We start from the raw sequence: 20830 nt of genomic DNA, 5'->3' as shown, positions 1-20830 counted from the left end.
CGCGCGCACCTGACCCGGGCCCGCGCAACCGGCTGCTCAGCCGCGGGACGGCGGCCCGATCTGCTCGGGGATCGTGTGGCTCGCGCCCCCGTCGGCCCCCTCGAGGGAGCCGGCCGCCCGCCCGCCGCCGGTGAACGCCGACCCTTCGCCGCCGAAGTCCGGCAGCCGCCCGGCGGCGAGGTCCGCCTCCCGGATCTCGGTGTCGGTCGCGCCGGGCAGATCATCGTCCACCCACAGCCGGTCATCGGCCGCATCGAGGTCGAAGGCCTCGAGGTCGTACTCGCCGCCCTCGGCCCGTCGGCGCTGGCGCAGCGCTGTCCGCACCGCAGGGTCCCGCGCGCGGTCCGCCCGGGTGCCGATATCGGGGGCGACCAGGGCATACGGGGCGGGCCGACGCATATACGCACCCGCGGGCCCGTAGAGCACATCGCGCAGGTTGCGGCGCATCGCGAAGGCCGCTGCCCCGCCTGCGAGCGGCACCAGCAGCAGCACGGCGAACACCACCCAGGCCCAGGTGACGCCGCTGGCAAGCCCGGTGACGGGCAGCAGCACGCCGACGAGCAGCCACGCGCCGAGCTGCAGGGCGGCCACCAGCCAGCCGGCGAGGCCGCAGACGCGCGCCTCCCACGGGTTCGCGCGGGCCCGACGTTCCCACTGCGGGACGGTGCGCTGATCGCGGACCTCGGCTCGCTGCGCCGTGGACAGGCGAATCGCGGCCGCCGGGGCGAGTCCCCCGAGCGCGGTCGCGAGCAGCAGAACGGTGGCGGCCAGCAGCAGCTGCGGCAGCCGCACCGGGGTGCGCAGCTGCGTGAGGTCCTCGGCGGCAAGCCCCGTGAACAGGGCGATGAATTCCGTGAGGCCGAAGATCGTCCAGCCGGTGAGTGCCGCGGCGGGCAGCACCCACACCAGGGCGGAGCGGCCCATGGCCAGCAGCGCCGTGAGGATGCCGCGGCCGCTCAGCTCTGCGCCGTCCTGGGGGCTGCCGGGGGTGGGTGGCAGGTGCCGACGGTCCTGCGCCCACAGGGCAGCGCGGCGCTGCTCGAGCACTTCCCGGTCACTGCCGAGCATCGCGGCTTTGCGCAGCGTCTCCATGCGCTCAAGCCCCAGCAGACGGTGGATCGCGAGCGTGGCGCGCACGAGCACCCAGGCCAGCGGCAGCACCGCGAGCGCCAGGCACCACATGGACAGGTGGCCGGGCCCGAGGGTCTGCCAGGGCTGGCCGAGCGGCAGCGCGGTCACCAGCGGCAGCAGCACCACGGTGAGGATCGGGACCGCCATGAGCAGCAGCGTCAGGCGGTTCGCGGCGGCGCGGCGGAACGTCTCCTCGCTCAGGTGCTCGCGCGGTCGCATCGCGCCCAGCAGCGGCGGGGCCGCGAGCGCCGGCAGCAGGCTCACAGCCGTCGCGATCAGCGGGACGAGGGCGAAGGACCAGGCCAGCGACGTCCCGGAGAAGCCCATCTGGGTGGTGAGCGAGGTCAGCATGGATGCATCGGCCAGGGAGAACAGCACCCCGAAGAACCACAGGGTGGGCGAGGGGCCCAGCACGTACATCACCAGCAGCAGGTACCACAGGGCCAGCAGCACGAGGGCGGGCGCCCAGATGCGACGCAGCACCCGGGCCCCGAGGGTGCGGCGGGCGTACAGCATGATCTCGGCGGGCGGCACGAGCGAGGCCGGTTCCTCCGGGACCCGTGGCGGGGCCGGGAGGTTCCGCAGCGGCGGCAGGGCCCGCTGGTTCGGGTGCAGCATCGGGGAGGTCACGTCGGCCCTGTCCGGTCGTCAGCTCATACGCTGCGGCGGCCCAGGAAGGCGCGCCCAAGCGTCATCTCATCGGCGTAATCCAGGTCCCCGCCCACCGGCAGGCCGGAGGCCAGACGCGTCACGGTCAGCTCGAGCGGCGCGAGCAGGCGCGAGAGGTACGCGGCGGTGGCCTCCCCCTCGATGTTCGGGTCCAGCGCAAGGATCACCTCGGTGGTCTCCCCGATGCCCAGGCGGCTCATGAGCTGGGTGATGCGCAGGTCGTTCGGGCCCACGCCGCCGATGGGGTCGATCGCGCCGCCGAGCACGTGATAGCGGCCGCGGAACTCGCGGATCCGTTCGATGGCGATGATGTCCTTGGACTCTTCGACCACACAGATGACCTCCTCGCTGCGGCGGGGGTCGGCACAGATGCGGCAGCGTTCGGCGGAGGAGACGTTCCCGCAGATCTCGCAGAAGCGCACGGTGTCCTTGACCTGGATGAGGACGTCCGCGAGGCGGCGCACGGCGGCATCGTCCGCGTCCAGCAGGTGGAATGCGATGCGCTGGGCGGACTTGGGGCCGATGCCCGGCAGGCGGCCGAGCTCGTCGATCAGATCCTGGACGATGCCTTCGTACACGCAGGCCACTGTAGTGGGCGGCGCGGTGGACGCTGCGCCCCGTCGGCGTCGGGGGCACTGCGCCCCGTCGGCGTGATGTGCCGCTAGCCTGGTTCTCCACCAACCATCCTGTGACGAGGTGACCACTGTGCAGCTCCCTTCCGCACTGCTCGATGACGTGGCCGAGCGCGTCCGTTCCGGCATCGCCGCGGCGACCGACGCCCCGGCTCCCACCTGCGAGGCCATCGCCGAGTGGGTCATCGGCTACCTGCGCAACACGGCCGAGACCACCGTCAGCCGGGAGGAGGACGGCACCACCTTCGTGATCACCGGGGACATCCCGGCGATGTGGCTGCGGGATTCCGCGGCCCAGCTGACTCCGCTGCTGCGCCTGGTGGTCGGCGGCGTGGGCTCGGACGCGGACCGGGCGGAGCTGGTGGAGGTGCTGGCCGGGCTGCTGCGGCGGCACTGGATGTACCTCGTCATCGACCCGTACGCCAATGCTTTCAACCGCACCGCGGACGCCTCCCACTGGGACAGCGATGACACCGAGCTGAACAACCCGTGGGCGTGGGAGCGCAAGTTCGAGCTGGACTCGCTGTCCTACGGCCCGGATCTGGCGTGGCGGCTGTGGCGCGCGACCGGGGATACGTCGTGGGCCGATGACCAGTTCCTGCCGGCCGCCCGCGCGATCCTCGAGGTGGTGCAGACCGAGCAGCATCACGAGGAGCGCTCAAAGTACTTCTTCCGCCGCGAGAACTGCCCGCCGTCCGACACCCTGGCGCGTGACGGCAAGGGCTCTAAGACGGTGCCCAACGGCCTGGTGTGGGCGGGGTTCCGGCCTTCCGATGATCGCTGCGAGCTGGGCTACAACATTCCCGGGAACTTCTTCCTGGCGCTCGCGCTGGAGCGGCTGGGGGACCTGCTGGAGCACGTCGCCGGGGAGGCGGACGATGCCGCGACCGCGCGGCGCCTGGCCGGGGAGATCCGCGCGGCGCTCGAGGAGCACGGCCGGATCGACGGGCCCGATGGCGAGCAGATCTGGGCGTATGAGATCGACGGCATGGGCCAGCACCTGTTCATGGATGACGCGAACGTGCCGAGCCTGCTGTCCCTGCCCTACCTGCGCTGCGTGGAGCAGGATGATCCCACCTACCGCGCCACCCGCGCCGCGGTGCTCTCGCGCACCAACCCGTTCTTCTTCGCAGGCCTGTACCTCGAGGGCGTCGGCTCCCCGCACACCCCGAAGGATCACGTGTGGCCGATCGCGAAGTCGGTCGAGGGGCTGACGCTCAGCGACCCGGCTGAGAAGCTGCGCCTGCTCGAGCAGCTGATGCGCACCGACGGTGGCACCGGGATGATGCATGAGGGTGTGCACGTGGATGACCCGACGATCTTCACGCGCGAGTGGTTCTCCTGGTCCAACTCGATGTTCTGCGAGCTGGCGCTGGATCTCGCCGGTGTCTCCCGCGAGGAGGCCGAGCGATGACGGCGATGCCGACGCCGTACGGCGATACGGAGGCCCTGGAGCACTGCCGGATCGAGACGGCGCCCGAGGTGCCCACCGCGGTGGTGCGCCAGCAGGATTTCCCGATGTACGACATGGCCTCCCTCATGGATGGCACGTTCACGCATCTGGCCGAGGCGCTGGCCGGGGCGGGTATCGCGCCGATCGGCCCGGCGTTCGCGCTGCATCACCGTCAGCCGGTCTCCACCGCGGACTGCGAGGTGGGCTTCCCGGTGGACCGGGTGCTCGAGGGCGAGATCGAGCTGCCCAGCGGGTATGTGGTCACCGGATCGGTGCTGCCGGGCGGGCGCGTGGCTCGCATCTCCCACCGCGGAGCCTACGGCGGGCTCGCCGAGGCGTGGGGGGCGTTCACCGAAGAGATCGGGGAGGCCGGGGAGCAGATGATCTTCCCGTTCTGGGAGTTCTACGTGACGATGCCGGGCCCGGACGTGAACCCGGCGACGCTGCGCACGGATCTGGTGAGCCTGCTCGAGCCGCGGGAGGGCTGAGCGGGTAAGTGGGGCCGACGGGGTCAGCGGCCCGCGGTCTCGTCGATCACCTCGAGCACGCGGCCGCCCAGCACCTGCTCGATCACCTCACGGCCTGAGCGGGTGGTGATCACTGCGTCCTCGTCATCGCGGGTCGCACCGCCGGTGGGGTCTTCCTCCGGCGGTGGGGCCATGGCGGTGCGTGCTGAGCCACGGCCGCGCTGCGCATGCGCGGCCCGCGAGGCCTGCGCGGCCTCCCGCACGAGCGCTGCCCCGCTGCGCGCGGGCTCAGCGGGCGCGGGCTCCGTCGGGGCGGGCGCTGCCGACGTCGCTGCGCCCCGGCTCTCGTGAGCCTGCGGCGCCGCATCAGCCGTCGGGGTGGTGGGGGCCGACGTGCTCTCCGCGGGGCCGCTCCCGGGGCTGGTCGGGAGATTCTGTGCGGGGCGGGAACGGATCACGCGGCCTTCGGCGATCGCACGGCGCAGCGCGGCCTGGCCGAAAGTGCGCGGCTCACCGTCGGGCAGGGAGTCTCGCCCCTCGTCCTCGACCTCGGGCGCCGGGCCCTCCGGGGCTTGCGGCGATGTGCGGCCTGCCTCCCGCGGCTGGGCGTCGTTGCTCGCGCGAGCCTCCTGCCCCTCCTCGGCGCGCGATCCCGGAGCAGCCTGTGCTGGGCCACCGGGGGCAGGCGCCGGGTAGGTGTCCTCGCGGGGGTCCGGGGGGTAGGCGTCCTCGGGCTCCGGCGGGTAGGGGTCATCGGGCTCGGGCGGGAAGTCCTCGGGCGACGGTCCGGCGTTCGCCCGTGCCGCGGAGGCTCGTTCGGCGGCGCGCATCGCTCGCTCGGAAGCGCGCTGCCCGGCGGAGGCTGCAGGCGCCTCCTCGCGCGGGGGTGCCGGGCGGCTGGGGGTCATGGCCGCGGCGGCATCGCCCCAGGCCCCGCCGCCGCGTGGGCTCTGCTGGCGCGGCGGGGCAGCAGGGGACGCGCCCGGGCCGGGGCCTCCCCCGGCGGGCCCACCGACGGGGCCGTCGCCCCGCGGCCCGCCACCGGCGCCGCCTCTGACGGGGCCCCCGAGACCGCCTCCACCAGGTCCACCGGGACCGCCACCCCCGGGGCTGCCCCCGCCGGGTCCCGGGTCCTCGCCGACGACAGCGTCGACGGTCAGCTCCTGGTGGGTGATGCGCCGGACGGCATCGGCCACGTTCTGCGCCGCGGTGCCGCGGTGGAAGGCGGCCACGAGCCCCTCGGTGCGGAAGCCCAGCACCAGGGTGCTGCCCTTCACGGCATGCACGTGGGCGTTCTGGGAGACGAGCGCCCAGGCGGGCCGACGGATCTGCTGCAGCTCATCGAGGATTGCGGACCAGTGCCCGCGCAGCTCCTCCGCAGCATCGGCACCCCCGGCAACCCCGGCAGCCCCGGTACCACCGACTCCGCTGGCCTGCGGGGCGGGCTCTGCGGACGGCGCCGGTGCTGCCTCGGGCCCCGGCCCCGCCTCTGGCGGGCCCTGCGGGGCGCGCTGCTGTTCCACCTGCTCTGCCGGGACCTGCTGCGGCGCCGCACCCGGGCGCTGCTGCGCGGGCGCTCCCTCAGCTGCCCCGCGCTGGGGCTGCCGGCCGCCACGAGCCTGGCGGGAGGCTTCAGCCTTCTGCTGCGCGATCCGGCGAGCTTCCTCCCGGGCTCCGCCTGCACCCGTCGGCGACCCTGCACCCGCCGGCACCCCTGCGCCCGCCGGCGCTGCCCCCGCAGCGCGCTCGGCGCGCAGCACGAGGCGCGCGGCCAGCAGCTCGAGGTGCAGTCGCGGCGACGTCGCACCGGTCATCGTGGACAGCGCCTCATTGACGAGGTCACCACAGCGGGAAAGGTCCGCGGGGTGGAAGGCGGCGGCCTGCTCGCGCATGCGCTCGAGCTCATCGGCCGGAACCTGGGGCAGCAGATCCGCGCCCCGCTCCGGCACCGCGGCCAGCACGATGAGGTCCCGGATCCGCTCCAGCAGATCCTCCACGAAGCGCCGCGGCTCATGCCCGGTGGCAAGCACCTGCTCGACCGCGCCGTACAGCGCCGCCGCATCGTGCTCGGCCACCGCGGTGATGGCGCGGTCCAGCAGGGCCGTGTCAGTGAAGCCCAGCAGCGCGATAGCGGTCGCGAAGTCCAGGCCCTCGTCTCCGGAACCGGCCATGAGCTGATCCAGCACCGACATGGAATCGCGGGCGCTGCCCCCGCCGGCGCGCACCACGAGCGGCATCACGCCTTCGCCCACGGGGACGTCCTCCGCGGCGCAGACCTCCTCGAGGTAGGGGCCGAGCACCTGCGGGGGGATGAGGCGGAAGGGGTAGTGGTGGGTGCGGGAGCGGATGGTGCCGATGACCTTGTCCGGCTCGGTCGTGGCGAACACGAACTTCACGTGCTCCGGCGGCTCCTCGACGAGCTTCAGCAGCGCGTTGAAGCCGGCGGAGGTCACCATGTGGGCCTCGTCGATGATGAACACCTTGTAGCGGTCCCGCACGGGAGCGAAGGAGGCGCGTTCACGCAGCTCACGGGCATCATCCACACCGCCGTGGCTGGCGGCGTCGATCTCCACCACATCGAGGGAGCCGGCACCGCCGCGCGCCAGGTCACGGCACGAGTCGCAGGTCCCGCACGGGGTGTCGGTGGGGCCCTCGGCGCAGTTCAGGCAGCGCGCGAGGATGCGGGCGGAGGTCGTCTTGCCACAGCCGCGCGGCCCGGAGAACAGGTAGGCGTGACCCACCCGGCCCGCGTTCAGCGCACGCCGCAGCGGCGTGGTGACGTGGTCCTGGCCGATCACCTCGGCGAAGGACTCCGGGCGGTAACGACGGTACAGAGCGGTGGCCACCCGTACAGGCTAGTTCAGGGCGCGCGCGGACTATCACAGCTCTCGTCGGCGCTCACATGATCGCCATGAGCGCCCCGGGATCATGGCGCCTTCGGCGCCCTGCGACAGCGGCGGGAGCCGTCCGACCTGACTTAGGTCATCGAGTTGGGGTTGGCGGAGCATCACGCGGTGAAGGTTCTGCTGGACCTGGCCCTGACGTGCGCGATCGGTGGCGACACCGCTCGGGATACTGATCTGCTGCGGTGCGAGCCGGGCCTGTTCGGTCCGGTGGCCTCAACCCCGACGATCTCCCGCACGCTCAGGACCCTGGCCGACGACGCCCCGGCGATGATCGCAGCGATCTCCACAGCTCGCCAGGCCGCGCGGGAGAGAGCCTGGGCTTTGGCTGGGGAGCATTCCCCAGCCGGAGGGGCCAGTGCGAAGACCCCGCTGGTCATCGATCTGGATGCCACCTTGATCAACGTCCACAGCCAGAAGGAGCAGGCCGCCCCGACGTTCACACGTGGTTTCGGCTACCACCCTTTGTGCGCGTTCCTCGACCATGGCAGCGGCGGGACCGGTGAACCGCTGGCGATCCAGCTGCGTCCGGGCAACGCGGGCTCGAACACCGCTGCTGATCACATCGCCCTCACCCGTGAGGCCCTCGCGCAGCTGCCCGCGGGACTGCTTTCCCGGGACGGGCGGGGCTCGAAGAAGATCCTGATCCACACCGATGGGGCTGGTGGCACGAAGGATTTCGTGGGCTGGCTTAACCGGCAGCGACTGGCCTACTCGGTCGGGTTCACCCTCCCAGCGAACACCCCTGACCTGCTGGAGCGCATCGATGAGGCGGGGGCGTGGACTGCCGCCTATGACACCGATAGCGACGGTATCCGTGAAGGAGCCTGGGTGGCGGAGCTGACCGGGCTGCTGGACCTGACAGGCTGGCCGGAGGGAATGCGGGTGATCGTGCGTAAGGAACGCCCGCACCCCGGAGCGCAGCTGCGGATCACCGATCATGAGGGCATGCGCAGCACCGCGTTCGCGACCAACACCGTCCGCGGACAGCTTCCCGTCCTGGAGCTGCGCCACCGTCGCCGGGCACGGTGTGAGGACCGGATCCGTCACGCCAAGGACATGGGCCTGCTGAAGCTACCGCTGCAGTCCTTCAAGCAGAACCAGATCTGGTGCCAGATCATCCAGCTCGCCTGCGAGCTGGTCGCATGGGTGCAGACCATCGCTTTCACCAGCGATGATGCCCGGAAATGGGAGCCCAAACGGCTACGCGCGAGGCTGTTCGAGATCCCCGCGACGCTCGTGCGGCGCTGCCGTCACAAGGTCCTTCACCTCGCCCGCCACGCCCCGGAAGCCGCCACCGTCCTGACCGGCATCAACCGACTACGCACCACCGTGGCCCAGACCTGACGCGCCCGCTCCACCGTCCCTACGACCAGCAGCACCCTCACCCCCGGCAGTGGAACCCGGGCCGCCCGCAACGGACACTGCGACACAACGTCACACCCACATACCAGAATCAGCCCCCGGGACACCGGCAACGACGCCACCCGAGCCAGCTCACGACCCCGATGAAACATCGAGGCTAGGTTTCTTGACCGACACTAACTCTTCATTGACACTACGAAGACGGAACCCGTGGTGCTGCAAGAGGCTGGATACTCGAAATCGTCTGTCTTTGGCGCCGGAATCTCACCTCCAGCTCCAACGAATTTATCACCCTCAGCAAGCGACGCTGGGCGCTCATCCTTGACACTAAAAGCTAGCAGTATTATCGCGCGGTCGTCAGAATCATCTCTATCAATTCCAAGACAGCCGTCCACGCTGACGATGACCCCTGACACCTCTGCACCATCACCGCCATCCCCGGCATCCGCGTACTTGATCCACTCTAAGTTGGAGGTATCGTCGGGAGTTCCCGGGTGGCCGCCTTGGTCAGCAGACACACAGCTCGATAAAGCGACGGCAGCAATTAGCAGTAATAATCCGAAGCGGTTCTTCGCGTTCAATATCGAGTCTTTCTGGACCTAAGACAGAATCTGAACTCCCGAGGGAACCCGATGGAGCTTGGAGTAAATGCTGAAGGTCGAGCTACCGCCCTTGTGGATACCGATTGGCCTTGATCCTGCAGCCCAAGGTCCACCGCTGTCACCCCCTTCCTGCTTCGCCGAGACCCTCACGAACACGGAATTGCAGGTCCCTCCGGGACATGCGCCGCTATAGGTTGGCTTGTATGCAATGGAAGTAACCCTCCCGCACTGATACCCCGTGGTCATACCACGGTGGCATACTACGGTTCCCGGTCCGACACTTGCAGGGGCTCCAACGCGAACGGGCGAGGTTGCCGAGGAGGCATAGCGGGTTCTCGTTAACGTATTAGAACTAGATACGCTATAGAATGCGATGTCGGCATTGGCGTTATGGATTTGCTTCCGCATGGTTGCTCGGGTTGAAACCCCCGAGTTCTTTGTTGAGCCGAACAGTCTGGTTACATCGTCGCAGTGGGCAGCGGAAATGAACCCTTTGTAAGATCCATATTTGGCGGGAAGCCCAGCGGTACATTTGCTCATCGCGGCTCCGCCTCTAATTGGTAGGGAATCTGCGGCCTCATCACCGTATGACACGATGGTTGTAGAATAGCCGCGCACCTTAAGTACGCCAGGATCCCGGGAGGCCCGGGCACCATCTGTTGTTGGTACTGCGTCGACCATCAAAGCGCCATCCGACTCGCGAACGTATACACCCTGAACACCGGGGATACTTTCTTTGACCTCAGCCACAGTTTCGTCGGACACTTCTAGCGGAATCCTCGACTCAATATCGACATCTTCTATTCGCATCTTTGTGTTGACAGAGATGGGCAGGACGGCAAAGGCGGATATGTGCTCTTCGTCGCTCGAATGCACGACTGCGGTCTGAGTTCGCCCGTGTGGCTCGAAATAAACTGACTCGTCCTCGTCAAATTCAAACCCAAGTTCATTCGCAACCGAAAGAATTACCTCCTGGTCGCTGATAATGTTCCTTGCATCTTGACGGGAGATGCCTTCAGTTTCCGCATAGTAAGCGACTGCCGTAGTTTGATACTCGTCTTCGAGCTCAACTGGTGGACCTGCGTTCGCTACGCCCCCCCACACACCGAATACCATCCCGAAGCACACTGTCAGAACTGCTATCTTCAACGCCTTCATGGCCCCGCCTTTTGAACCTCTAGGCCCCATTGCTCCTGCGCTCACGGTAGTGCTCGTTAGCAAGCAGCAATGCACGTCCGCCTAATTGTAATCTGATTGTGATCTGCTCTGGCTTGGAGGGCACGCTGTCGGGTGTCTCAGCAACGGCGCAACTAGGTGTAGTTGGTCATGACGTTGTCGACGCCCTTGTGGTTGCGCGCAGCCTCCGCGAACCAGGTCGTGATCGTGGTGGGGTGGGTGATCGCGGTGCCGACGACGACCGCATCCGCCCCGGCGTCGCGGGCCTCAGCAACCTGCTGCGGGGTGTGCACGCGCCCCTCAGCGACCAGCAGCTGTCCCTCCCCGAGACTCCCGGCGAGCTCGCGCAGCAGCGCGAGGTCCGGCCCGTCGGTCTTCGGCCGGGCGTCGGTGTATCCGGCGAGGGTCGTGCCGATGAGCTCGATGCCGAGCTCGGCGGCGGCCTGCGCGGATTCGACGCTGTCGCAGTCGGCCATAAGCGGCCCGTCGAAGCGCTCCCGCAGGCCCGCGACGGTCTGGGCGAGAGTGCGCCCGTCGGGCCGCTCGCGCAGGGTCCCATCGAGCGCCACGATGTCCGCCCCGGCCTCGGCGACGGCGAGCGCATGCTCGAGCGTGGGGGTGATGAACACGCCCTGCTCGCCGTCCTTCCAGATCCCGATCACCGGAACGCTCACCGCGGCCTTGACCTGGCGGATGTCCTCCAGGCCCTGGGCGCGCACAGCGGAGGCCCCACCACGCTCGACGGCGGCGGCGATCTGCGCCATGGTCCGCGGATCGCGCATCGGCTCCCCGGGGTAGGCCTGGCAGGAGACGATCAGGGTGTTCGTCAGCTCGGCAGGGTTCACGCGCACAGCTTCCTCCAGGCGTGCTCGGCCGCCCCCAGCAGGGCGGCATGGACACCGGCCGCAGCCGGCAGGATCGGGGTGGCGGCCACGACATCCATGGCCTCATGGGCGATGCCGCGCTCGAGCTCGTGCTGCCAGGCCTCGCTCGCGCCGAGGACTCCGCCGGTGAGCGCCACCACGTCGGCATCCAGCAGGTTCAGCGCCCCACCGATCACGCGCCCGGTGGCCCAGCCCGCGAGGCGGTAGGCCTCCTGGGCGATCGCATCGCCCGCGCGGGCGGCCGCGGCGAGCGCCCGCCCATCGGCCGTGATCTCTCGGGCGGCCCCGAGGCGGGTGGCGAGGGCGAGGATCCCGGGACCGGAGGCGAGGCCCTCGAGGTGACCGGTCCGGCCGCAGGGGCAGGCCACCCCGTCGGCCTCGGGGACCGGCAGGTGACCGAGGTGCCCGGCGGCGCCGCGGGTGCCGACGTGCACCGTGCCGCCGCTGACCATTCCGGCGCCGATCCCGGTGCCGACGGCGACCAGCAGCAGGCTTTCGTGCCCGCGACCCACGCCGTGGACGGCCTCGCCGAGAGCGTGGGCCTGCACATCGTTCAGCACCGCGACCGGCAGGTCCTGGCGCGCGGCGAGCTCAGCACCGAGCGCCGTTGTGGCCCAGCCGCGGATCGCGTCGGTCGCGTGGGTGACCTCGCCGCTGCCGGGGGCGATGACCCCCGCGGAGGCGATACCCAGGGTCATGGGGGCCGACGGGGCCGCCGTCCCCGGAGCGCGTGATGCCGCGGCGGCGCGGACGGTGCCGAGCGCCCCATCGGCCGCCGCGATCACCGCCGATGCGCCCTCCTGCGCGGGGGTCGCGACGGTGTGCTCGGCGAGCACTCGGGCGGTATCTGTCGTGCGCTCCACAAGCGCGGCGGTGGTCTTGGTGCCGCCGATATCCAGGGCCAGCAGCGTGCTCACGGGGGCTCTCAGCGGGAGGCGAGCGTGAGGCCGGCGGCCTCGAGGATCCCCGCGACCATCGCTGTATCGGCCTCATCGAGAGCTTCGAAGGGCTGGGGCACCTGGCGAGAGCCGATCACGCCCAGCAGCTGCAGGGCCGTCTTGAAGGAGCCGACGCCCGCGCCCCAGCCGACCTGTCCGCGCACCCCGAAGGCGATGCCCATCAGCTCGGCCAGGCGGTCCTGCTCGGTGCGCACGGCCTCCCAGTCGCCGCGGCGGGCGGCCTGGTCCAGCCGCACGTAGCCCTCGGGGTCGACATTGCCCAGGCCCGGCACGCAGCCATCGGCGCCGGAGAGGTAGGCACCATCGACGACGACCTCGTGGCCGGTGAGGATGGACAGCGGCGAGCCGGCGGCGCGGTTGGCGAGGATGAGCCGACGAAAGGACACGTCATCGCCGGAGGAGTCCTTCACCCCGGCGATCGCGCCGCTCTCCCCCAGGCGCACGAGCATCGCGGGGTCGAGCTTGGTGTGGACGCACACGGGGATGTCATAGGCGTAGACGGGGATGTCCGCGTGCTCGCCGAGGATCTGGAAATGGCGCTCTACCTCCGCCGGGGCGGTGATGGCGTAGAAGGGTGCGGTCGCGACGACGGCATCGGCCCCGAGCTCCTGCGCCTGGTCGATGCGCTCGATGACCTCGGCGGTCTGCGGCGCGACGACGCCGACGAGCACAGGGACGCGGCCCGCGACGATGCGCACGGTCTCGCGGACGATCTGCTCGCGCACGCGCATCGGGTGGAAGGCCGTCTCGCCGGTGGAGCCGAGGGCGAACACGCCGGTGATGCCGGCGGCGAGCATGCGCTCCAGGACGCGCTCGAGGCCCTCGACATCGAGGGTGCGGTCCTCATGCAGGGGCGTGATGACCGGCGGGATGACGCCGGTCAGGCGGGTGGCGGTCTGATCGCTGGTGCTCACGATGCTCCTTCGCAGGGTCCCGCGCGGAGGCGCCGCGGGAGTCGACTCGAGTGGACATCAGTCGTCTGATGTCTACTCGAGGTTACGGTGCGAGCGGCTCCGGCGCAAGGCCCTGCGCACTCTTCGTCTCGAGCACCTCGATCAGCGGTGCATAGTGCTCGTCGACCGCCGCGAGGTAGGCAGGCAGATCCCCCGCCTCGGCGGCGCGCAGCATCTCGCCATGCGCCTCGGCAGTGCGCTGGATCCGCGCGGGGACCGGCACCTGCAGCAGCTGCACCAGGTCGGTGTGCAGATCCCAGAAGGCGCTCAGCAGATGCTCGCCGAGCCGGTTCCCGGTGGCGCGCTCCATGAGCGCGGCATGGAAGGCGCGGTCCTGCTGCGGGAAGGGCTCGCCGCGCTCGGCATGCTCGACCATCTCCGCCACGAGCCCATGCAGATCCTCGTGATGGGTGCCGGCCAGAGCCTCGACCACCTGGCGCCCGTAGCCGACGTCGAGCGCGCGGCGCACCTCGACGATGTCCTCCAGTGTGGTGAGCGCGCCGCGGGCATCGATCCGCGAGCGGAAGGTCACCGAGTCCACGAGCGGACGCAGGGAGACTGCGCCGACGAAGGTGCCGTGGCCATGGCGGACATCCACGATGTCCAGCGCGTCGAGCTTGCGGATCGCTTCGCGCACGCTCGAGCGGCTGACGGCGAGCTCCTCGACGAGCTCGACCTCGGTGGGCAGCAGATCGCCCGGGCGCAGGCCGCGCTGGACGATGAGGTCGCGGATCATCTCCGCGGCAGTGTCGGAGGCGCTGGGGCGCCGTTGCCTGGACATGCCGGTCCTCCTGGAGGAATCGCGACCACCCGGGCCGAACACGCTCCGTCGGCCCCATTCCGGCAGTCACTGGTCTGACGTCTTCTCATCGTAATGCGCCCGGGCGCAGCACCCGACGGTTTCCTCCGGAGCGGCGATGCGCTACGCTCTCCCCAGAGTTCGGACATCTGATGTCCTAGCGCGGTGCCGACGTCGGCACCCGCACCCGTCGGCCAGCATCCCGCGCCGACACCCACCCGCCATCTCGAAGGAGACCGATGGACACCGTGGAACTGGGCCTCGTGAACTGGGGCGTCATCATCCTCTATCTGCTGGGGATGCTCGGCGTGGGGATCTACTTCACGCGCCGCGCCTCGGCCAGCACAGACTCGTACTTCCGCGCAGAGGGTCGCATCCCCGCCTGGGCCGCGGGCTTCAGCATCTACGCCACGACCCTCTCGGCCATCACCTACATGTCCACGCCCGAGCAGGCGTACCTCAACGACTGGGCGTATGCGGCCGGCAACCTCGCGATCTTCGCGATCGTGCCGCTGCTGATCCACTTCTACATCCCCTTCTTCCGCAAGCTCAACGTCACCACCGCGTACGACTACCTCGAGGAGCGGTTCAACCCGCTGATCCGCGTGCTCGGCTCGCTGATGTTCGTGCTGTTCCACATCGGCCGCATCGCCGTGGTGGTGTACCTGCCCACCCTCGCCATCACCTCCGTGACGGATATGAGCCCGCTGCTGGTGGCCGGCCTGGTGGGCGCCCTCGCTGTGCTCTACACGTTCCTGGGCGGCATCGAGGGCGTCATCTGGTCCGACGTCATCCAGGGCATCATCCTGCTGGCGGGCGCGGTGGTGATCCTGGTGGCCGGATTCCTCGCGATCGACGGGGGCCTGGGCACCGTGATCAGCGACGGCATGGCCGACGGGAAGTTCATCACCGGCGCGAACTGGGACCTCACCAACACCGCGGCTGCGGCGATCCCGATCATCTTCATCGGCTCGGTGTTCAACAACCTGTACCAGTACACCGGCTCGCAGGACGTGGTGCAGCGCTACCAGACCACCGCCAGCCTCAAGGACACCGCAAAGTCGCTGATCACCAACGGCATCCTCGCGCTCATCACGATCCCGCTGTTCTACGGCATGGGCACCATGCTCTACAGCTACTACGCGCGCGGCACCTCGCTGCCCGAGGGCGTGAACACCTCCGCGATCGTGCCGTACTTCGTGGTGAGCGTGCTGCCAGCGGGCCTGGCGGGCCTGGTGATCGCCGCGATCCTCGCCGCTGCGCAGTCCACCCTGAGCTCCTCGATGAACTCGATCTCCGCGTGCCTCACGGTCGATGTGTGGAACCGCTTCGGGCAGAGCCGCGGGCTGAAGCCCGCCTCCGTGGGCGTGGCCCGCGGGATCATCATCGTGGCCGGTCTGCTGGGCGTGGGCGTTGCGCTCTACCTCGTCTCCACCAATCAGGCCGAGACCTGGAACCTGTTCCTCTCGATCATGGGCCTGTTCGGGGTGCCGCTCGCGGCGGTGTTCGCGCTGGGCATCTTCACGCGGCGCGCCAATGGCGCCGGTGTGCTGCTGGGTCTCGCGGCCGGGTCTGTGGCGGCGTGGATCGCGCAGTCGAATGGGGCGAACCCCTTCACCGTCTCGACGATCGGCTTCCTGGTCACGCTCGCGGCCGGTTACCTGCTGTCCCTGCTGTGGAGTGCGGTGCGCGGGAGCGATGATCACGACATCACGCCGCTGACGATCTTCGGCACCGACACCGCGTACACGCGCCGCGGGACTGCGGCCGAGGAGGCGGCTGCCGACCGCCGGTGACGTCTGTGATGCGCTGGTGACCGATGCGGCGGCCCGCATCGGTCACCAGCGCATCACATTCGACGTCGCTCCGACTTCACTCAGCCCAGACGGCTGCGAAGTGGTGCTTATCCACCGTGCATAAGCACCACTTCGCAGCCGTTTCGCATGGGGTGGACGGCGCACGCGGGGAGCTCCGGGTCCGACGGGGGCGTGGCGACCCCGCCCACCCCAAAGCATTGCTTATGTGATCCCTAACCAAATAGTGGCGCAGGAGGTGTTCACGGCCTACGCTCGGGTGCCGTGAACACCTCCCCCGCCTCCTCCACCCCCGCATCCCCGACGCGCCGACACGGCCCCCTGGCCGCGATCGCCCGGATCCCGTTCGGCTGGCAGGTCCTCATCGGCCTCGTGCTCGGCGTGATCCTGGGCCTGGTCGCCTCCGCCATGGGACCCGGCACCGGGGAAGACGGCGCGAACTGGCTGACCACCACGCTGGACACCATCGGCACCATCTTCGTGACGCTGCTCAAGGCGCTCGTGCCGCCGCTGATCTTCCTCGCAATCGTCACCTCGATCGCGAACCTGCGCGGCGTGACCGGCGCGGCCCGCCTGGCCGCCCAGACGCTCCTGTGGTTCGGCATCACCTCGCTGATCGCCGTGCTGATCGGCATCGGCCTGGGGGTCCTCACCTCCCCCGGCACGAACTCCGGCGTGGACGCCTCCGCGGCGCAGGCCTCGAGCACACAGGGCGGCTGGATGGACTTCCTGCGCGGCCTCGTGCCCACGAACTTCCTGGGCATCACCGGCTCCGCGGGCGATGACGGCTCGGTGAGCCTCAGCTTCAACGCCCTGCAGATCCTCGTCATCTCCATCGCGGTGGGCATCGCCGCGCTCAAGGTCGGCGAGAAGGCCGAGCCATTCCTCAAGATCACCGCCTCCGGACTCGAGATCGTCCAGAAGCTGCTGTGGTGGGTGATCCGCCTGGCGCCGATCGGCACCGTCGGCCTGCTGGGCACGGCCGTGGCCAGCTACGGCTGGGATGCCATCGGGCAGCTGGGGGTGTTCACCCTGGATGTGTACGTCGGGATGCTCATCGTGCTGCTGGTGGTCTACCCGGTGCTGCTGAAGCTCAACGGCCTGTCCATCGGCTCCTTCTTCCGCGGTGTCTGGCCGGCGACGTCGCTGGGCTTCGTCTCCCGCAGCTCGCTGGGCACCATGCCGATGACGCAGACCGTCACCGAGCGCATGGGCGTGCCGCGCCACTACGCCTCCTTCGCGATCCCGCTGGGGGCGACGACGAAGATGGACGGCTGCGCCGCGATCTACCCCGCGCTGGCCGCGATCTTCGTGGCGAACTTCTACGGCGTGCCGCTGCAGATCACGCACTACCTGCTGATCGTGCTGGTCGCGGTGCTGGGCTCGGCGGCGACGGCCGGCATGACCGGCGCGACCGTCATGCTCACCCTGACGCTGTCCACCCTGGGGCTGCCGCTCGAGGGCGTGGGCCTGCTGCTGGCGGTCGACCCGATCCTGGACATGGGCCGCACCGCCCTGAACGTCACCGGCCAGTCCCTCGTGGGCGTCATCGTGGCCAAGCGCGAGAAGATCCTGGATCAGGCGGAGTACGACGCCGCCCGGCATCGCGCCTTCTCCACCGAGCCGGCCGAACCCGCCCCGGAGCCCAGCGCAACCGCCTGAGCCCTTGCCCTTTCCCGCAGACCGCTGCGAAATCGTGGGAATGAGGTAGTCATTTCCACGATTTCGCAGCGGGATCCGCGACGGGCGGGAGCGCAGAGCGGGCGGCGCGGGGCGGTGCGGCGGAGCGATGGGTCGTGTGCCGACGGGGTGGGGTGCGGCACCACCGGGGGCCTGCGCCTTCCGTGCACCGCGCGTCCCCGGCTACAGTGCCCTCGTCCCCGCGGCCCCGTCGGCCGCCCCGCAGTGCATCTACCTCGGGTCCACCCGGACCGTCCAAGGCGGCACCGACCGTCAGGAGCTTCGTGAGCGCGCAGCACAGCACCCCCGCCCCCAGCTCCTCCCGCACTGATTCCGGCGCCCCACGCACGGCCCCATCGGCCTCCGGCACTCCGCCGTCGGCCCCGCGCACTGCACCGTCGGCCCCGAACTCCCCGGACGCTCCGCATTCCCCGCGCTCCCCGATCACGCTGCGGCGCGCGGCCGGTGCCGCCTACTTCCCCATCGCGTTCATCGCTCGCTTCCCCTTCGCGATGATGGTCGTGGGCACCATGACCCTGGTCGTCGCGGCGCGCGGCTCGATCGCGCTGGGCGGCTGGAACGCGGCGGTGCTGGGGCTCGGCTCGGCGCTCGTCGGCCCGCTGCTGGGCTTCTTCGCCGACCGCTTCGGGCAGCGCCCAGTGCTGCTGCTCGCCGGGACGCTGAACTCCCTGGGTCTGCTGGCCCTCGCGGCGGTCGCCTACAGCTCACTGCCGGATACGGCGGTGCTCGCCGTCGGGTTCCTCATCGGCGCGACGTCCCCGCAGATCGGCCCGTTCTCCCGCACTCGCCTGGTGCATCTGATCCTCACGCGGCTGCCCGAGCCGCGGCGTGCGAAGACATTGAACGCAACGATGGGCTACGAGTCCGCGGCCGATGAGACCGCCTTCGTGTTCGGGCCCCTGGTGGTGGGGCTGCTCGCGACGACCATGACGCCGGTCGCCCCGATGATCGGCGCGGCGGTGCTGACGCTGATCTTCGTCACCGCCTTCGCTCTGCATCCCACCGCCCGCGCCACCCCCGCGAGCACCGACTCCCCCACCCGCCAGGCTCCCGCGCATGAGCTGCGCTCCCTGCGGATCCTCATCGTCGTCGCCGGGGCGCTCGGCGTCGGGCTGTTCTTCGGCACCGTCCTCACCTCCCTCACCGCCGTGCTCGCCCAGTCCGGCCGCGCGGATTCCGCGGGGCTGATCTACGGGGTGATGGGCATCGGCTCCACGATCCTCGCGCTGTCGATCGGCCTGTTCCCGGAGGTTTTCAGCCTGCGTGCCCGCTGGGTGGTGTTCTCCGCGCTCATGCTCGCCTCGATGCTCGGCTTCGCCCGGGCCGACGGGGTGGGCGGCCTGGTCGCGGCGATGGCAGTGGCGGGCCTCGGCATCGGCCCGACGATCGTGACGCTCTACAGCCTCGCGGCCGAACGCGCACCGCAGGGCCGCTCCGCAACGGTGATGACGATGCTGGGCTCAGCCACGATCGTCGGCCAGTCCGCGGCCTCCGCGCTGACCGGAGCGATCGCCGAGAGCGCGGGCACGCAGGTGGCGGTGTGGCTGCCGGTGATGGCGAGCGTGGTCGTGGTGGTGTGCGCGGTGCTCAACGCCCTGGGCACCACCCGGCTGGTCGAGCAGGCCGCCCGGCGCGAACACGCGGCGGCGCAGCAGGCGCAGGCCCTCGCGCAGAAGCCCGCCGACCGGCTCTGACCGCCCGCCTTAGCGCCACAGCACGTGCGCGAGCGCCTCGCGCAGGCGCGGATGCGCCACCTCCATCCCGCTCGCGCGCAGGCGCGCCCCGGAGACCTTCTGGTCGGTGCGGATCAGCTCGTCGGCCCCCTCGCCGAGCGCCAGGCGCGGCCCGATCGGCGGCACCGGGACCAGGGCTGGACGGTGCAGCGCCCGACCCAGCTCCCGGGCGAAGGTCGCGGCGTCTACCGGGTCCGGGGCGACCGTGTTCACGGGGCCCTCGAGCGCGGGCTCCAGGACAGCGTGCGCATAAGCGCGCACCATGTCGTCCAGCGTGATCCAGGACAGCATCGCCTCCGGCGCGGTGAGGCGCCCGCCCATGCCCAGCCAGAACAGCGGTAGCTGGGGCAGGAGGGAGCCGCCGCCGTCGGAGAGCACCAGCGGTGTGCGCAGCAGGGCGAGGCGCACATCCTTCCGAGCGCCGCCGGCCGCGGCCTCCCAGTCGCGCACCACGTCGGCGAGGAAGCCGTCCCCGGGGGCCGACGCCTCGGTGAGCAGCTCTCCGGGCCGACGCGGCCCATAGATCCCCACGGCGCTCGCCTGGATGAGGGCCGATGGGCCCTCGCGCATCCCCGCGAGGGTGCGGGCCAGCAGCTCGGTGCCCTGGATCCGGGAGTCGCGGATCTCGCGCTGCGCCGACGCGGTCCAGCGGGTGGCGATCGACCGGCCGGCGAGGTTCACCACCGCATCCACGCCCTCGAGGTCCGCGACATCCAGGCGGCCGGACTGCGGGTCCCAGGCGATCTCCCCCTCCCTGGCGCTCTGGCCCCGGCGCATGCGCAGCACCCGGTGCCCGCCGGTCTCCAGCAGCGCCGCGAGCTGCGTACCGATGAGTCCGGAGGAGCCGGTGATCGCCACGGTGCGGCGCGGGACGTGAGCGAAGCGAGCGTGGAAGGCGAGGTCCTCGCGCAGCTGGCGGGTGCGGAAGGCGAGGAGGCGGCGCACCCGCTGCGTGACCAGCGGCTCGAGAGCCCGCAGGACGCGGGGCAGCTCGATCTCGATCGCATCGTGCACGATGCTGGCCGCAGTCCCGTCGGCGCTGACCTGGTGCTCGTGGCGCCAGGTGCGCCAGGGGCCGCTGGCCTGCTGGTCCACGAAACGGCCTGCGGCGGGATCACCCTGGGCGTGATGCAGCACCCAGGCCGGGCGCAGCAGGTCTGGCAGCAGTGCGGGCCCCAGGTGGGCGCCCACCACACGCCCGGCGCGCATGCCGCCCTCGGCCGGGTCATCCAGGGTGGCGAGTCCGGGCGGGGTCAGGCGCACCACGGCGCCGGGGCGGTCGAGCCACTCCAGCACCTCGCGGGCGGGACGGGCGATGCGGACGGTGGAGCGGATCTGCACAGGACCTCCCTGGGGTGACGGGACCACCACGCTACGCGGCCGCGCTCTGCGGCGTGCGACGGGCGGCGCCTCACCGCCCTGCCTGCACGCCCCGCCGGGGATCCGGCCGAGCATGCGACGACCCCTCGTGCACCTGCCAGAGCCCACCTGCCCTTGCTGCCGTCAGGCCCTGGGGGAGTTCGGAAGGATGACACCGCACGAGGGGTCGCGTGCCACTGTACCGAACCTGCCCGGTCCGCGGCACGTCG

At 70.5% G+C, this 20830-nt stretch carries 14 protein-coding genes, 1 other RNA gene and 1 pseudogene; 6 read left to right on the top strand and 10 right to left on the bottom strand.

What is annotated here, in order from left to right; genetic code table 11:
* Positions 1-36 precede the first annotated feature (36 nt).
* Both MU407_RS05390 and recR read right to left on the bottom strand, forming a co-directional pair.
* A complete protein-coding gene (locus tag MU407_RS05390) occupies positions 37-1761 on the bottom strand; it encodes a hypothetical protein (RefSeq protein WP_246955963.1) in 1725 nt (574 codons plus the stop codon).
* Positions 1762-1784: 23 nt separating this feature from the next.
* Positions 1785-2378: a recombination mediator RecR gene (recR, locus tag MU407_RS05385; protein ID WP_246955961.1), complete on the bottom strand. Its 594-nt coding sequence runs from the start codon at positions 2376-2378 to the stop codon at positions 1785-1787.
* Positions 2379-2496: 118 nt separating this feature from the next.
* On the opposite strand from recR, the gene MU407_RS05380 reads away from it, so the two are divergent.
* Positions 2497-3846: a glycoside hydrolase family 125 protein gene (locus tag MU407_RS05380; RefSeq protein ID WP_246955959.1), complete on the top strand. Its 1350-nt coding sequence runs from the start codon at positions 2497-2499 to the stop codon at positions 3844-3846.
* A complete protein-coding gene (locus MU407_RS05375; RefSeq protein ID WP_246955957.1) occupies positions 3843-4373 on the top strand; it encodes a transcriptional regulator in 531 nt (176 codons plus the stop codon). The genes MU407_RS05380 and MU407_RS05375 overlap by 4 nt, the downstream gene beginning before the upstream one ends.
* 23 nt (positions 4374-4396) lie before the next feature.
* Here the strand turns inward: MU407_RS05375 and MU407_RS05370 are convergent, their stop codons facing one another.
* The gene (locus tag MU407_RS05370) at positions 4397-7198 is read right to left on the bottom strand and encodes a DNA polymerase III subunit gamma and tau (RefSeq protein WP_246955955.1); all 2802 of its coding nucleotides are present in this window, start codon (positions 7196-7198) and stop codon (positions 4397-4399) included.
* Positions 7199-7351: 153 nt separating this feature from the next.
* Here MU407_RS05370 and MU407_RS05365 point away from each other — a divergent pair.
* Positions 7352-8602: pseudogene (locus MU407_RS05365) on the top strand (IS1380 family transposase); the annotation flags it as partial.
* Between the two features lie 617 nt (positions 8603-9219).
* Here MU407_RS05365 and MU407_RS05360 read toward each other — a convergent pair.
* The 5 genes from MU407_RS05360 to MU407_RS05340 form a co-directional block, all read right to left on the bottom strand.
* On the bottom strand, positions 9220-10380 hold the full coding sequence (locus MU407_RS05360) for a S1 family peptidase (RefSeq protein WP_246955953.1): 1161 nt from the start codon (positions 10378-10380) through the stop codon (positions 9220-9222).
* 152 nt (positions 10381-10532) lie between these two features.
* Entirely contained in the window at positions 10533-11243 is a 711-nt protein-coding gene (locus MU407_RS05355) for an N-acetylmannosamine-6-phosphate 2-epimerase (protein ID WP_246955951.1), read from the bottom strand.
* Positions 11240-12199, bottom strand: a complete 960-nt coding sequence (locus MU407_RS05350) for an ROK family protein (protein WP_246955949.1) — start codon at positions 12197-12199, stop codon at positions 11240-11242. The genes MU407_RS05355 and MU407_RS05350 overlap by 4 nt, the downstream gene beginning before the upstream one ends.
* An 8-nt stretch (positions 12200-12207) precedes the next feature.
* Positions 12208-13155, bottom strand: coding sequence for a dihydrodipicolinate synthase family protein (locus MU407_RS05345; RefSeq protein WP_246955947.1), 948 nt, complete (start codon positions 13153-13155; stop codon positions 12208-12210).
* An 82-nt stretch (positions 13156-13237) separates the two neighbouring features.
* Positions 13238-13975, bottom strand: coding sequence for a GntR family transcriptional regulator (locus MU407_RS05340; RefSeq protein WP_102234964.1), 738 nt, complete (start codon positions 13973-13975; stop codon positions 13238-13240).
* Between the two features lie 257 nt (positions 13976-14232).
* On the opposite strand from MU407_RS05340, the gene MU407_RS05335 reads away from it, so the two are divergent.
* The 3 genes from MU407_RS05335 to MU407_RS05325 all read left to right on the top strand — a co-directional run bounded on the left by MU407_RS05335 (position 14233) and on the right by MU407_RS05325 (position 19202).
* On the top strand, positions 14233-15789 hold the full coding sequence (locus MU407_RS05335; protein ID WP_246955945.1) for a sodium:solute symporter: 1557 nt from the start codon (positions 14233-14235) through the stop codon (positions 15787-15789).
* Between the two features lie 282 nt (positions 15790-16071).
* Positions 16072-17469: a dicarboxylate/amino acid:cation symporter gene (locus MU407_RS05330; protein ID WP_246955943.1), complete on the top strand. Its 1398-nt coding sequence runs from the start codon at positions 16072-16074 to the stop codon at positions 17467-17469.
* Between the two features lie 302 nt (positions 17470-17771).
* A complete protein-coding gene (locus MU407_RS05325; protein WP_348648014.1) occupies positions 17772-19202 on the top strand; it encodes an MFS transporter in 1431 nt (476 codons plus the stop codon).
* Between the two features lie 9 nt (positions 19203-19211).
* On the opposite strand, the gene MU407_RS05320 is transcribed toward MU407_RS05325, so the two are convergent.
* The gene (locus tag MU407_RS05320; protein WP_246955941.1) at positions 19212-20582 is read right to left on the bottom strand and encodes a TIGR01777 family oxidoreductase; all 1371 of its coding nucleotides are present in this window, start codon (positions 20580-20582) and stop codon (positions 19212-19214) included.
* 113 nt (positions 20583-20695) lie between these two features.
* Positions 20696-20792: signal recognition particle sRNA small type (ffs, locus tag MU407_RS05315), an RNA gene on the bottom strand.
* Between the last annotated feature and the right edge of the window lie 38 nt (positions 20793-20830).

Source organism: Brachybacterium sp. Marseille-Q7125 (assembly GCF_023062615.1).
Classification (GTDB): domain Bacteria; phylum Actinomycetota; class Actinomycetes; order Actinomycetales; family Dermabacteraceae; genus Brachybacterium.
Note: the sequence above shows the minus strand (reverse complement) of the source record. Positions and strands in the feature narration are given on the sequence as shown.